The 13,728-nt window shown below is 72.1% G+C and carries 11 protein-coding genes and 1 tRNA gene; 5 read left to right on the forward strand and 7 right to left on the reverse strand.

The window, feature by feature from the left end; genetic code table 11:
• The gene (locus D7231_RS19750; protein ID WP_120756779.1) at positions 1–2,520 is read right to left on the reverse strand and encodes an ABC transporter permease; all 2,520 of its coding nucleotides are present in this window, start codon (positions 2,518–2,520) and stop codon (positions 1–3) included.
• Positions 2,521–2,593: 73 nt separating this feature from the next.
• The gene (locus D7231_RS19755) at positions 2,594–3,376 is read right to left on the reverse strand and encodes an ABC transporter ATP-binding protein (protein WP_120756780.1); all 783 of its coding nucleotides are present in this window, start codon (positions 3,374–3,376) and stop codon (positions 2,594–2,596) included.
• A gap of 458 nt (positions 3,377–3,834) precedes the next feature.
• Between D7231_RS19755 and D7231_RS19760 the strand changes: the two genes are divergently transcribed.
• Together D7231_RS19760 and D7231_RS19765 are read left to right on the forward strand one after the other, a co-directional pair.
• A tRNA-Leu gene (locus D7231_RS19760) sits at positions 3,835–3,917 on the forward strand.
• 177 nt (positions 3,918–4,094) lie between these two features.
• Entirely contained in the window at positions 4,095–4,961 is an 867-nt protein-coding gene (locus D7231_RS19765; protein ID WP_120756781.1) for a Bax inhibitor-1/YccA family protein, read from the forward strand.
• A gap of 137 nt (positions 4,962–5,098) precedes the next feature.
• Here the strand turns inward: D7231_RS19765 and D7231_RS19770 are convergent, their stop codons facing one another.
• On the reverse strand, positions 5,099–5,329 hold the full coding sequence (locus D7231_RS19770) for a DUF4287 domain-containing protein (protein ID WP_030365184.1): 231 nt from the start codon (positions 5,327–5,329) through the stop codon (positions 5,099–5,101).
• Positions 5,330–5,427: 98 nt separating this feature from the next.
• On the opposite strand from D7231_RS19770, the gene D7231_RS19775 reads away from it, so the two are divergent.
• The gene (locus D7231_RS19775; RefSeq protein ID WP_194959925.1) at positions 5,428–5,763 is read left to right on the forward strand and encodes a hypothetical protein; all 336 of its coding nucleotides are present in this window, start codon (positions 5,428–5,430) and stop codon (positions 5,761–5,763) included.
• Between the two features lie 148 nt (positions 5,764–5,911).
• Here D7231_RS19775 and D7231_RS19780 read toward each other — a convergent pair whose 3' ends face one another.
• From D7231_RS19780 to D7231_RS19790, 3 genes are all read right to left on the reverse strand, one after another.
• Positions 5,912–6,799 carry a hypothetical protein gene (locus D7231_RS19780; protein ID WP_194960080.1) on the reverse strand — a complete coding sequence of 296 codons (888 nt, stop codon included), beginning with the start codon at positions 6,797–6,799 and terminating at the stop codon, positions 5,912–5,914.
• A gap of 365 nt (positions 6,800–7,164) precedes the next feature.
• A complete protein-coding gene (locus D7231_RS19785) occupies positions 7,165–8,409 on the reverse strand; it encodes an acetyl-CoA C-acetyltransferase (RefSeq protein ID WP_120756784.1) in 1,245 nt (414 codons plus the stop codon).
• Between the two features lie 348 nt (positions 8,410–8,757).
• Positions 8,758–9,795, reverse strand: a complete 1,038-nt coding sequence (locus D7231_RS19790; protein WP_120756785.1) for an SGNH/GDSL hydrolase family protein — start codon at positions 9,793–9,795, stop codon at positions 8,758–8,760.
• 232 nt (positions 9,796–10,027) lie between these two features.
• Between D7231_RS19790 and D7231_RS19795 the strand changes: the two genes are divergently transcribed.
• Positions 10,028–11,431, forward strand: a complete 1,404-nt coding sequence (locus D7231_RS19795) for a cystathionine beta-synthase (protein ID WP_120756835.1) — start codon at positions 10,028–10,030, stop codon at positions 11,429–11,431.
• A gap of 363 nt (positions 11,432–11,794) precedes the next feature.
• On the opposite strand, the gene D7231_RS19800 is transcribed toward D7231_RS19795, so the two are convergent.
• Positions 11,795–12,235, reverse strand: coding sequence for a hypothetical protein (locus tag D7231_RS19800; protein WP_120756786.1), 441 nt, complete (start codon positions 12,233–12,235; stop codon positions 11,795–11,797).
• Between the two features lie 130 nt (positions 12,236–12,365).
• On the opposite strand from D7231_RS19800, the gene D7231_RS19805 reads away from it, so the two are divergent.
• On the forward strand, positions 12,366–13,715 hold the full coding sequence (locus tag D7231_RS19805; protein ID WP_241999808.1) for an acyl-CoA synthetase: 1,350 nt from the start codon (positions 12,366–12,368) through the stop codon (positions 13,713–13,715).
• Positions 13,716–13,728: the final 13 nt, after the last annotated feature.

Raw genomic sequence — 13,728 nt, forward strand, 5'->3', positions numbered from 1 at the left:
CTACTCCGCCTTGATGGCGGACAGCATGTTCAGCTTGGCCGCCCGGCGGGCCGGCCACAGCGCGGCCAGCACGCCGACCAGCGCGGCGAGCAGCAGGAAGATGCCCATCCGGCCCCACGGGAGCACGAGCTCGTAGGTGTTGAGGGCCTTGCTGATGAGGTCACCGGCCGCCCAGCCGAAGAAGACGCCCAGACCCACGCCCATCACACCGCCGAAGAGCGAGATGACCAGCGACTCCAGACGGACCATCCGCTTGATGCCCTTGCGGTCCAGGCCGATGGCGCGCAGCATGCCGATCTCCTGCTGACGCTCGAAGACGGACATCGCCAGGGTGTTGACGACACCGAGGACGGCGACGATCACGGCCATGGCCAGCAGGCCGTAGAGCATGTTCAGCAGCAGGTTGATGCCCTTGGCGATGCCGTTGGAGATGTCCTGCTTGGTCTGGATCTGGATGGCGGGGTTGTCGCCGAGGGCCTTGCGCAGCGAGTCCTTGGTGGCCTCGCTCGCGCCGGACTTGGTCTTGACCATCACCTGCTTGTCGTCGACCAGGCTCTGGTGCGGGGCCAGGGTCTTGGTGTCGACCCACACGCCGCGCATCAGGTCGTTGCCCTTGTAGATGCCGGAGACGGTCAGGCGGCCCTTCTTGCCGTCCTCGAAGGTGACGTCGAGGGACGAGCCGAGCTTCCAGTGGTTGCTGCGGGAGGTGGCGTCGTCGATGACGACCTTGTCGCCGGAGAGCCCGGCGATACCGCCCGCCGTGAACTCCAGGCGCGTCAGCTCGCCGATGGCCGCGCCGTTGACGCCGGTGAGGCTCTGGTGCTCGCCGCCGATGCGGGCCGGGGAGGTGCGCAGGGGGCTGGTGGCGGTGACGTCCGGGTGCCCGGCGAGCTTCTTCTCCACATCGGTGGACAGCGAGGTCATGCTGGCCATGGAGACGACGTAGTCGGCCTTCAGCGAGCCGGTGGCCATCTCGTCGATGGCCTGCTGGACGCTGCCGGCGATCACGGTCAGGCCGGTGATCAGGGTGAGGCCGATCATCAGCGCGGAGGCGGTGGCGGCGGTGCGGCGCGGGTTGCGCACCGCGTTCTGCCGGGCGAGCTTGCCGGAGATCCCGAAGAGGCGCATGACCGGTGCCGCGGCGGCGATCACCGGGCGGGACAGCAGCGGGGTCAGGACGAAGACGCCGATCATGACGACGGCCGCGCCCAGACCCAGCATGGTGGAGCTGCTCGCCGTCAGCACGACGGCCGCGCCGAGGGCGGTGAGGGCGCCGCCGATGCTGTTGCGGACCACCAGGGACTTGGTGGTGGCCACGGCGTGCACGCTGTTCATCGCGGCGACCGGCGGGATCTTGGCGGCGCGGCGGCCGGGCAGCCAGGCGGCCAGCATGGTGACGACGATGCCGACGCCCAGGGCGGTCAGGATCGTGCTGGGAGCGATCACCAGCGGGCCGTCGGGGATGCTGGAGCCCGTGCTGCCGATCAGCGAGCGCAGTCCGGCGCCGATGCCGATGCCCGCGACGAGACCGGCCACGCCGGCGACGGCGCCGACGACGAACGCCTCGATGAGCACGGAGCGGGTGACCTGGCGGCGGCTCGCGCCGACCGCGCGCATCAGCGCCAGCTCCTTGGTGCGCTGGGCGACCAGCATGGTGAAGGTGTTGGCGATGATGAAGATGCCGACGAAGAGCGAGATGCCCGCGAAGACCAGCAGGCTGGTGCGCATGCCGTCCATGCTCTGGGCGATGATCCTGGCCTCGTCGTCGGCCAGCTCCTTGCCGGTGACCGACTCGGCGTCCTTCGGCAGGACCTTGTCGATGCCGGACTTCAGCGCGGCCTGCGAGGTGCCGGCGGCGGCCTTCACGTCGATCTGGCTGAACTCACCGGGCTTGCCGTAGAGCTTCTGCGCGGTGGGGGTGTCGAAGAGGGCGAGGCTGCCGCCCGCGGAGACGTTGCCGTCCTCGGTGCTGAAGATGCCGGTGACGCGCTGGCTGAGGACCGGGCCGTCGACGGAGATCCGGACGGTGTCGCCGACCTTGTAGCCGGCGCGGTCGGCGGTCTTCGCGTCGAGCGCGATCTCGCCGGCGCCGTGCGGCGCGCGGCCTGACTTCATCGGATAGCGGGCGTCCTTGCCGCCGGGGCCCGGGTAGTAGTTGGCGCCCGAGGAGGAGAAGCCCTCGCCTATGAGCTTGCCGTGTTTGTCGGCGATGGCGGCGAAGCCGCCCACGGAGCCGGTCGCCGAGGCGGCGCCGGGCACCGCGGCGACCTTGTCGAGCAGGCCCTGGGTGAGCTTGGGGGCCGCACCGGGGTTGCCCTCGTCACCGCCGCGGTGGTGGGGCTGGACGGCCACGTCGACGTGGTCGTAGCCCTTCTGGGAGCTCTTCTGGTAGGCGTCGGAGATGGTCGAGGTGAAGACCAGGGTGCCGGAGACGAAGGCCACGCCGAGCATCACGGCGAGTACGGTCATCAGCAGCCGGGCCTTGTGCGCGAGGACGTTGCGCAAGGCGGTACGGAACATGGTCTGTGTGTCCTGGGGGAGGGGGCCCGTGCCGGGCCGTCGTCGGGAGGCTGGGGAGCGGCGGAGCCGTCTCTCAGCTCGTGCGGCCCTTGGCGTCGAAGCGCTTCATGCGGTCGAGGACCGCGTCCGCGGTGGGCTCGCGCATCTCGTCGACGATGCGGCCGTCGGCGAGGAAGACCACGCGGTCCGCGTAGGAGGCGGCCACGGGGTCGTGGGTGACCATGACGACGGTCTGGCCGAGCTCGCGCACCGAATTGCGCAGGAAGCCCAGGACCTCCGCGCCGGAGCGCGAGTCCAGGTTTCCGGTGGGCTCGTCCGCGAACATGATCTCGGGCTTGCCGGCCAGGGCGCGGGCGACCGCCACGCGCTGCTGCTGGCCGCCGGAGAGCTGGTTGGGGCGGTGCTTGAGGCGCCCGGAGAGGCCGACGGTGTCGACGACCATGTCCAGCCACTGCCGGTCGGGCTTCCGGCCGGCGATGTCCATCGGCAGGGTGATGTTCTCCAGGGCGGTCAGCGTCGGCAGGAGGTTGAACGCCTGGAAGATGAAGCCGATCTTGTCGCGCCGCAGCCGCGTGAGCTTCTTGTCGTTCAGCGTGGTCAGCTCGGTGTCGCCGATCGTGGCCGAGCCGCCGGAGACGGAGTCCAGGCCGGCCATGCAGTGCATCAGCGTGGACTTGCCGGAGCCCGAGGGGCCCATGATCGCGGTGAACTCGGACTGGCGGAACTCGACGGAGACCGCGTCCAGCGCGACGACCCGCGTCTCGCCCTGTCCGTAGACCTTGGAGAGGCCCGTGGCGCGGGCTGCCACTGCCGTGGGGCGGGCGGCGGTCTGGACGCCGTAGGGGGAGGTGGTCACGGTGGCGGGCTCCTGTCGGGACGACGGTTTCGGCGGACCACTCCATCGTCGGCGCCGAACGGCCGCCCCGGATCAGACCCAGCTCCCGTTCCCGGGGCAGACCTCGGTCGGACCCGGGCCGCCGCCCCTCCTCCTTGGGTATGACACCGCGGGCGCGGCGGGGGCGGGCCGTGCGGGGCGGCGCGGGCGGCCGGGCACCCGGTCGGAAGGCGGCGAGATTGCGACAATTCCCTACCCCGCCCGGGCCTCCCCGGTGAACGGGGGGTATCGGCCCGTGGCATGTGCCTTTGGCGTCGTTCCTGCACTGATGCACCCTCAGTTGCCAATAAAATAAGACAACCTCGGGTCATCGTTCCGCTGTTTGGGGGGCGCTCCCCGGCTAGGCTCGTCCTGCTCTCCTCTTACCAGGGTGGCTCGCGCGCCTTTCCTGCCTGTACGCCTGTACACCCGAGAGCGCTGCCCGGATGGTGGAATGCAGACACGGCGAGCTTAAACCTCGCTGGCCCTTCGGGCCGTGCCGGTTCAAGTCCGGCTCCGGGCACTCAGCTGCTCGGTGTCCCCCACTCTCCGTAGGGAACCGAGTGCCACCCGTTTGCGTTCTCCCCGTAGGGCGGGGGAGAGCGCCGGAAAAGATCCTTCCCAAGCACGAGCGCATTCTTTTGCCTACCTATTACCCTTGGTCGCAAGGCCGCGCAGGGTGGCCACGGATGGAGTGAGGATGAGGAGCAGCAACCCGGTCTTCTCGCGGCGGTTCCGCGGCAACAACGGCTACGCGGGCTTCAACGCGGCGCCGCAGGCCGGGACCGCGGCCCAGGGCGGGAACCCCTACGCGCAGCCCGCCAACCCGTACGCCACCGATCCCCGTCAAGGAGCTGCCCAGGGCGGCCCGGATCTCCAGCAGGGGTATCCGCAGGCCCCGGCCACCACGGGCCGCATGACCATGGACGACGTCGTCATGCGCACCGGCATGACGCTCGGCACGGTCATCCTGGCCGCCGTCGCCGGCTGGGCGCTGAACGTCCCGGTCGGCATCGGCTACGGCGCGGCCCTCGTGGCCATGCTGCTGGGCCTGGCCCAGTCCATGTTCCTGCGCAAGCCGGTCCCCGCCGTGATCCTGGCGTACGCCGCGTTCGAGGGCCTCTTCCTCGGCGTGGTCAGCAAGGCCTTCAACCACTACGCCCAGGGCGCCCCGGTCCAGGCCGTGCTCGGCACGATGCTCGTCTCGGTCGGCGTGCTCGTCGCGTACAAGACCCGCCTGATCCGCGTCGACCGCCGCTTCGTGCGCTTCGTGACGGCCGCCGTGATCGGCTTCGTCCTGCTGATGATGGCGAACCTGCTGTTCGCCGTGATCGGCGGCGGTGACGGCCTCGGCCTGCGCACCGGCTGGCTGGGCGTCCTCGTCGGCATCGCCGGCGTGCTGATCGGCGCGGCGGTCCTCGCGCTCGACTTCAAGCAGGTCGAGGACGGCATCCAGTACGGGGCGCCGCGCGAGGAGTCGTGGTTCGCGGCCTTCGGCCTCACCGTCTCGCTGGTGTGGATCTACATCCAGATGCTCCAGCTGATCGGCGTCCTCAACGAGGACTAGTCCTCGGACCGCTGATCTGTGAGGAAGTGTGACGAAGGGCCCGGGAAGAGATTCCCGGGCCCTTCGTCGTACGCGTTGTCGTCCGTGCTCGTACGTGTGCGCCGTGGGGAGTTTCCGGTTCCGGGGGGCGCTGCCGGTTACAGCAGCTTCCGAGCAGCCCGTCGGAGGTCGTACTCGTGGACGATCGCCTTGGCGTGGCCATATGCGAGGTCGTGCTCTCCGCGCAGCCAGCTGACCTTCTCCTCGAAGCGGAAGAGGGAAGGGCCTTCTTCGACCGTGCGCAGCCAGTCGGCGACTTCACGGCCGGTGCAGTGGGGGATTCGGGAGAGCAGGTTCCGGTGGGTCTCGTCGGAGAAGACGTGGGACATCGGCGCCTCCGGACGCGTCGAATGATGGTCCTTCATGTCACCGTGCCCGAGTGTGCAGACGTTGGCAACACTCCGGCAACGGCGCATAGGCTCGCGCTGTGGATGATGTGACGTCTCTTCTGGCCGCCGTGGACGCTTTCGCCGACCGGCTGCGGGCCCTGCCGCAGTCCCGCCTGAGCAGGGGGGCGGCCGCGGAAGCGCTGTCCCTGGCCCGGGAACTGGCGGCACGGACGCAGCGGATCGAGGAACCCGGGGCCGCGGCGCCCAGGGAAATGCCCGAGGCCGGAATGTTCGCGGTCGCCGACCAAGTGGCGGTGGCGGGTCACGATTTGGCCGAAGCGCTGGCGTCAGCGTCTGGAGACGCTGACGCCGCCGGCCGGGCGGCGGAGGCGGTGGCGTTGATCGAGGCGGCAGCGAAACGGTGCGGTTTGTAGGGGCACGTACGAGTTCGGGTAGGTTCGGCACCGCCGGGATTCGCCGTTGTGGCTGAGCTCCGCGGCGGCGGATTCAAGGATGCGGGGGCATCCTTGACCGATCCCAGCGGTAGCGGTGCCGGGCCGGTGTCAGGCCGTTGCTCAGCCCCTACAGCGAAGCGATGACGCGGTCCGCGAGGACGTAGATCTTCTCCGGGCCGCAGCCGAAGGTCAGGGCGTACGCGCCGGAGACGCCGGAGCCGCCCAGCAGGACCGGTTCCTCGCCGGCGCGCAGGGCGTCCGCGAGGCGCTCCGCGGTCTCGCGGTGCCCGGGGGTCATGCAGACGGTCGTGCCGTCGGCGAAGACGTAGACGTCGAGCGTGCCGAGCGGGCCGGGCCGCACCTCGGCCAGCGGGACGCGGGCCTGCGCGAGCTCGGTGAGCCGCTCCACGGTGGACTCGTGGTCGCCGGTGCGCGGCGGCACGGGCGAGAAGTCGGGGTGCGAGGGGTGGCGGCGGCGCGCGGCGGCCAGCTCGGGGGAGTCCGCGGCCTCGGCCTCGGCCGCGGCGGCCTCCGAGTACTCGGCGAACTCCGCGAGCGCGGCGAGCTCCGTCAGCTCCGTGAGCCCGGCCGGTTCGGCCGTCGGCTCCAGGCCCGCGAAGTCGGCCTGGCGGGGGAGGTAGAGGCCGCCGTACGGGCCCTCGGCGAGGTCGTCGCCGAGGCCGGGCAGCCCGCCCAGCAGGGAGGGGGAGTCCCCGGCGCCGCCGAGGTCGCGGGCCTCCTGGGCGGCCCAGAACGCGCGGGCCTCGGCGAGCTCCCGCTCGCGCTCCTCGGCGAGGGCGTCGGCGACCGCCGCCCGTATTTCCGCGAGCTCCGCACCGGGGGCGGGGCGCGCGGCGGGCACGGTGGCCTGCGGGGTGCGTTCGGCGGCGGCCCTGGCCTCCGCGAGGTCGGCGCGCAGGTCGGTGATCTGCCGGCGCAGGCCGCGAGTGGCGTGCAGGGCGGCGGCGCCCGCGGCCGTCGCGGTGGCCGCGGCGAGCAGCAGGGCAAGGGACATGGCGCTCACTGACGTACTCCCGGTTGCTATGGATCCCCCAGATTCCTACCTCAGCTTGAGGCCCGCTTTCTGGTGACCCCAGTGCAAAACGTCATGAAGCGGGCGGGACTTCCGTCCCGGACGTTGTCCCTTCAACATCTCTGACCTGCGGAAACGAATCGCCCCCGGGACGTTGGTCACATCCTGGGGGCGATTCGGTCACGGTTGCGCAAGGGGCCCGGGAAGCCGTTCCGGCTCAGCCGGGCTCAGCCCGGTTCGACTCGGCTCAGCTCAGCCGCTCGTACTTTCTGTCGCGCTTCGCTTCGTTTCCGCTGCGGGCAGGTCCCGCCCTCGTTCCTCGGGCGAGCCCTACCCTCCGCTGCATCTCAGCTCAGCCGCTCGATGACCATCGCCATGCCCTGGCCGCCGCCCACGCACATGGTCTCCAGGCCGAACTGCTTGTCGTGCCACTGGAGCGAGTTGATGAGCGTGCCGGTGATGCGGGCGCCCGTCATGCCGAAGGGGTGGCCGACGGCGATGGCGCCGCCGTTGACGTTGAGGCGGTCGATGTCGATGCCCAGGGCCTGGTAGGCCGGGATGACCTGGGCGGCGAACGCCTCGTTGATCTCGACCAGGTCGATGTCGCCGATGCTCATGCCGGCCCGCGCCAGCGCCTGCTTGCTGGCCTCGACCGGGCCGAAGCCCATGATCTCGGGGGAGAGGGCGGAGACGCCGGTGGAGACGATCCGGGCCAGCGGGGTCAGGCCCAGCTCGCGCGCCTTCGTGTCCGACATGATCACCAGGGCGGCGGCACCGTCGTTGAGCGGGCAGCAGTTGCCCGGGGTGACCAGGCCGTCCGCGCGGAACGAGGGCTTCAGGCCCGCCACGCCCTCCATGGTCACGCCCGCGCGCGGGCCGTCGTCCTTGCTGACGACCGTGCCGTCCGGGGTGGTGACCGGCGTGATCTCGCGCTCCCAGAAGCCGGCCTTGATGGCCTCCTCGGCGAGGTTCTGCGAGCGGACGCCGAACTCGTCCATCTCCTCGCGCGAGATGCCCTTCAGGCGGGCCAGGTTCTCGGCGGTCTGGCCCATCGCGATGTACGCGTCGGGCACGAGGCCGTCCTCGCGCGGGTCGTGCCACTCTCCCCCAGCTACCGCTGGGGGGACCCCCATGCCCTGCTCGGCGCGCGCGGCGGTGCGGGCCTCGGCGTCGGCGAAGAACGGGTTGTGGCTGCCGGGCATGCCGTCCGAGGAGCCGTTGACGGTCCGGGAGACCGTCTCCACGCCCGCGGAGATGAAGACGTCGCCCTCGCCGGCCTTGATGGCGTGCATCGCCATCCGGGACGTCTGGAGGGAGGAGGAGCAGTAGCGGGTGATCGTGCAGCCCGGCAGGTGGTCCATGCCCATCTGCACGGCCACGATCCGGCCGAGGTTGTGGCCCTGCTCGCCGCCGGGCAGGCCGCAGCCGAGCATCAGGTCGTCGATGTCGCGCGGGTCGAGCCCGGGCACCTTGTCGAGCGCGGCCTTGATGATCGTCGCGGTCAGGTCGTCGGCGCGCATCTCCTTCAGCGAGCCCTTGAAGGCGCGACCGATGGGGGAGCGGGCGGTTGAGACGATCACGGCTTCGGGCATCACGGCTCCAGGGCGTGAGAAAAGCAGGACTGGGTGGAAGTTACCCGCCCGTAGGCTTCGGGTCACGGCCTGGTCACTGTGACCCCTCGCACTCTTGCCCTTGCGGGCTGTACGGGGCCGCTCGGGCGCGGGCGGCCCTGCCCGTCAGGTCTGTCCGGTTCAAGGGTGCCTCGCGCCTCGCGCCCTTGTATCCGCCGCGACGGCGATCGGCCACGATGCCGGGTCCCGGCGGTGCCGGACCGGCCCGAGCCCGTACGGCACCGCCGGAATCCACCGTGGTGGCCGATCGCCGTCGCGGCGGAATGAAGGGGCGCGGTGGCCCCTTCACCGGCTCGGGCTGCCCGCGCCCTACGGCGCCCCCCGCCCCATCCGCGACCAGACGTGGTGCGGCACCGGCTCCGTGTGGGCCGGGAGGCGGCGCCGCTTGCGGTGCTTGAGGAGGGCCCAGCGGCCCCGCGCCGCGGTGACCTCCGTACCCGCTTCCGCGGCGGCCTCCGCCGCCGCGCGGGCCACCGGCAGGATGCCCTCGCGCCGGGCCGCGTCCGGCCGCTCCTCGTCCGGCCAGAGCCCCAGCGCCGCGCACAGCGTCGGCAGGACGGCCATCGCGGCCGTCGCGTACCCCTCCGCGGAGGGGTGGAAGTTGTCCGGGCCGAACAGCTCCCGCGGGTTCGCCGCGAACTCCGGGCCGAGCAGGTCGCCCAGCGACACCGTGCGCCCGCCGGCCTCGATCACCGCTATCGTCTGCGCCGCGGCGAGCTGCCGGCTCAGCCGCCGGGCCACCCACCGCAGCGGCTGGTAGACGGGCTCGATCGTGCCGAGGTCGGGGCACGTGCCCGCCACGACCTCGCAGCCCGCCTCCCGCAGCCGCCGCACCGCGTCCGACAGCAGCCGTACGGAGCGGGCCGCCGGCATCCCGTGCGTGACGTCGTTCGCGCCGATCATGATCACGGCGACGTCGGGCGGCCGGTCCACGTCGTCGAGCAGCAGCGTGACCTGCCGGTCCAGATCGTGCGAGCGCGCGCCGGACAGGGCGACGTTCCGCAGCTCCACGGGCCGCTCGGCGACCGCCGCGAGCCCGGAGGCGAGCAGCGCCCCCGGCGTCTGGCGGGGCCGGTGCACGCCCTGGCCGGCGGCCGTGGAGTCGCCGAGCAGGCCGAGCAGCAGCGGCTCGCGCCCGAGCCGGTGCACGAACGCCGAGCCGTAGCGGCCGTCCGCGTGGGGCGGGGTGCCGCCCGCGCCGCCGACCACGCGCCTGGCCAGCCGCATCTCGGTGAGCAGGACACCCGCCGCCGTGGCCCCGAGCAGGCCGATCCCGCCGCCTCCGTAGGCCGCGGCCGAGGCGATCCTCCGGGCGACCCTCGCCCTCGACGTGGTGATGGGTGACATGGGCCGGACCTCCTCCGCAGCGCCGGTCACCGGGCTTCGCAGCACGGCCTCCGGGCCGCGTACGCGGTTTTACAAACACTTCATAAAAACACCGCACCCTTGCGAGGGCACGCTATGAGCAGGTTGCCCCGAGCGCCCGCTTCTGCAACGCGCCGTTGGAGCGGCCGGATGCGTTCTAGGCTGGCCGTATGGGTACGCGAGACCGCTAGTGCCCCCGACCGCGGAGATCACCGTGCAGTATCACGATTCGATGATTGAGCTCGTTGGCAACACCCCGCTCGTGAAGCTCAACAGCGTGACCGAAGGCATCAAGGCCACCGTTCTTGCCAAGGTCGAGTACTTCAACCCGGGCGGCTCCGTGAAGGACCGGATCGCCGTGCGCATGATCGAGGCCGCGGAGAAGTCCGGTGAGCTCAAGCCGGGCGGCACCATCGTGGAGCCGACCTCCGGCAACACCGGTGTCGGTCTTGCGATCGTGGCCCAGCAGAAGGGTTACAAGTGCATCTTCGTCTGCCCGGACAAGGTCTCCACTGACAAGATCAACGTGCTGCGGGCGTACGGCGCCGAGGTCGTCGTCTGCCCGACCGCGGTCGACCCGGAGCACCCGGACTCGTACTACAACGTCTCCGACCGCCTCGTGCGCGAGACGCCCAACGCCTGGAAGCCCGACCAGTACAGCAACCCCAACAACCCCCTTTCGCACTACTACTCCACCGGCCCCGAGCTCTGGGAGCAGACGGAGGGGAAGATCACCCACTTCGTGGCGGGCGTCGGCACCGGCGGCACCATCAGCGGCACCGGGCGCTACCTGAAGGAGGTCAGCGACGGCCGCGTCAAGGTCATCGGCTCCGACCCGGAGGGCTCGGTCTACAGCGGCGGCTCCGGCCGTCCGTACCTGATCGAGGGCGTCGGTGAGGACTTCTGGCCCAGCGCCTACGACGGCACCGTCACGGACGAGATCATCGCGGTCTCCGACAAGGACGCCTTCCAGATGACGCGCCGCCTCGCCAAGGAGGAGGGCCTGCTGGTCGGCGGCTCCTGCGGCATGGCGGTCGTCAGCGCCCTGCGCGCCGCCGAGAACCTCGGCCCGGACGACGTCGTGGTCGTCCTGCTGCCGGACAGCGGCCGCGGCTACCTGAGCAAGATCTTCAACGACGAGTGGATGGCGGACTACGGCTTCCTGGAGGAGGCCGGCGACGCCGCCCGCGTGGGCGACGTGCTGCGCCGCAAGGACGGCGGCCTGCCCCACCTGGTGCACATGCACCCGGAGGAGACGGTCGGCGAGGCCATCGAGGTGCTCCGCGAGTACGGCGTCTCGCAGATGCCCATCGTCAAGCCGGGCGCGGGGCACCCCGATGTGATGGCCGCCGAGGTCATCGGCTCGGTCGTGGAGCGCGAGCTGCTGGACGCCCTCTTCACCCAGCGCGCCTCCCTGTCCGACCCGCTGGAGAAGCACATGTGCGCGCCGCTGCCGGTGGTCGGCTCCGGCGAGCCCGTCGCGGACCTGATGGCCGTGCTGGGCGAGGCGGACGCGGCGATCGTGATCGTCGAGGGCAAGCCCACCGGCGTGGTGAGCCGTCAGGACCTGCTGGCCTTCCTCGCGGAGAGCTCCGGCAAGGCCAACGGCACCAAGTAGCGCGGCCGGGGGCGCGGCCTCCGGCCCGCCCCCGTACGGCCGTGTGAACGGTACGCGGACGGACGGACCGTCAAAGGTACGTATGCGTCACGCGCCCGCAGCACCGCCTTAACAACGGTCCTGCATAGTGGAGGTGCCGGCAGGGGCCAGCCCCGGGCCGGCACCGAAGCGGCGGCAGGACTTCCGGAGCGGCTCCCGGACTCCTCGGCCGTCCGGACGCGGCTCACCGGCCCTGACCCGGCCCGTGTCCTCGTGGGGGACCGCCGTCGTCCCGACTCCGGCTCCGGCCGGGGTGCGGCGGTCCTCCGCGCACTTCCCTTCCGGGGCTCCTCCTGAGGTTCCTTCCGGGATTTTCCCCGGCGCTCACTCCCAGGCGGAGCCGTCGTCCCGCTTCTGCGGCTTCTCCCGCGCACGCTGCCAGGGGAACACCCCCGCCGCGTTCACGGCGTTGACGCCCACGATCCCCGCCCAGCTCACGAGCAGCCCGGGCAGGTGCGCGTTCACCACGGCGATCGCGGACAGCGGGACGGCCAGCACCAGGGACACCGCGGCGAAGCCGAAGCGCTCGCCGAAGCTCCCCGTGCCGCCGGGACCGCCGGGGCGCGGCAGCCCCCCGCGGGCGACGGCCATCTGTGTCTCCGCCGCCTGCCGGCGCACCCGCCGCTCGATCTCGGCGTCCAGTTTCCGGTCGACCTTCTCCAGGAAGGCGTCGACCAGCTCGGCCTCGTACTCCGGACCCAGTTCCTTCCGGGTTCCCAGAGTCGCGGCGAGATCCTTCTTCAGCTCATGGTCGCGGGCCATCATGCTCAGGACGATACGGTCGGCAAGGCCCCGCGTCGCTGGGGCCAGCACCCGTATCCGCCGTAGGGGCAGCCCCGCCGCCGTGCCGGGGCGCCGCTGGAAGGAGCAGTCCGTGCCCGGACCGACCGAAGCTCTGCTCACCCGCCTCGACCCCGGGGCGGGCGGGGACCGGCCCGACGCCCTGGCCGTCGCCGGGCGGGCCTGTTCCCGCGAGCAACTGCTGGGCGCCGCCGCCGCGGTGGCGCACCGCATCGCGGGCGCCCCCGCCGTCGCCGTCCACGCCGACGCCTCCCTGGAGACCGTGGCGGCCGTCGTCGGCGGGCTGCTCGCCGGAGTGCCGGTGGTGCCGCTGCCGCCGGACGCGGGCCCCGCCGAGCGCGGCCACATCCTGCGCGACTCCGGCGCCGCCCTGGTGCTCGGCGGCGACGACGGCCTGCCGGTCGGCATAGACGAGCGGGGCGACTTGTCCGGCGCCGAGCCCGCCCCTGACAGCACCGCCCTGATCCTCTACACGTCCGGCACGACCGGCGCCCCCAAGGGCGCGCTGATCCCGCGCAGCGCGGTCGCCGCGGGCCTCGACGGGCTCGCCGAGGCCTGGCAGTGGACCGCCGAGGACACCCTCGTGCACGGCCTGCCGCTGTTCCACGTCCACGGCCTCGTCCTGGGCGTCCTGGGGGCGCTGCGCACCGGCTGCCGGCTCGTGCACACCGGGCGGCCGACGCCGGAGGCGTACGCGGCGGCCGGCGGCAGCCTGTACTTCGGGGTGCCGACGGTGTGGTCCCGGGTGGTGCGCGAGCCGTCCGCGGCCCGGGAGCTGGCCGGCGCCCGGCTGCTGGTGTCGGGCAGCGCGGCCCTGCCCGCGCCCGTCTTCCGCGACCTGGAGGCCCTCACCGGGCAGCGGCCCGTCGAGCGCTACGGCATGACCGAGACGCTGATCACCGTCTCCGCGCGGGCCGGCGGCGAGCGCCGGCCGGGCGCCGTGGGCACCCCGCTGCCGGGCGTTCGCACGCGCCTCGTGGCGGCCGAGGGCGGCATCGGCGAGCTGGAGGTCTCCGGGCCGACGCTCTTCAGCGGCTACCTCGGCCGCCCGGAGGCCACGGAGGCCGCGCACACGGCCGACGGCTGGTTCCGTACGGGCGACATCGCCGCGATCGAGGAGGACGGCACGCACCGCATCGTGGGCCGGGCCTCCACCGACCTGATCAAGTCCGGCGGCTACCGGGTCGGGGCGGGCGAGGTGGAGAACGCCCTCCTCGACCACCCGGCCGTCCGCGAGGCCGCCGTCGTCGGCGTCCCGCACGACGACCTCGGCCAGGAGATCGTGGCCTACGTGGTGGCCGACGGCGCGACCGAGAAACAGCTGATCGACTTCGTGGCGGGGCACCTGTCCGTACACAAGCGGCCGCGCCGGGTCCGCTTCCTTGAGGCCCTGCCGCGCAACGCCATGGGCAAGCCGCAGAAGAAGCTCCTGCCTCCCCTGTAACGGCGAATGTAAC

This window comes from Streptomyces klenkii (assembly GCF_003626645.1).
Lineage (GTDB): Bacteria > Actinomycetota > Actinomycetes > Streptomycetales > Streptomycetaceae > Streptomyces > Streptomyces klenkii.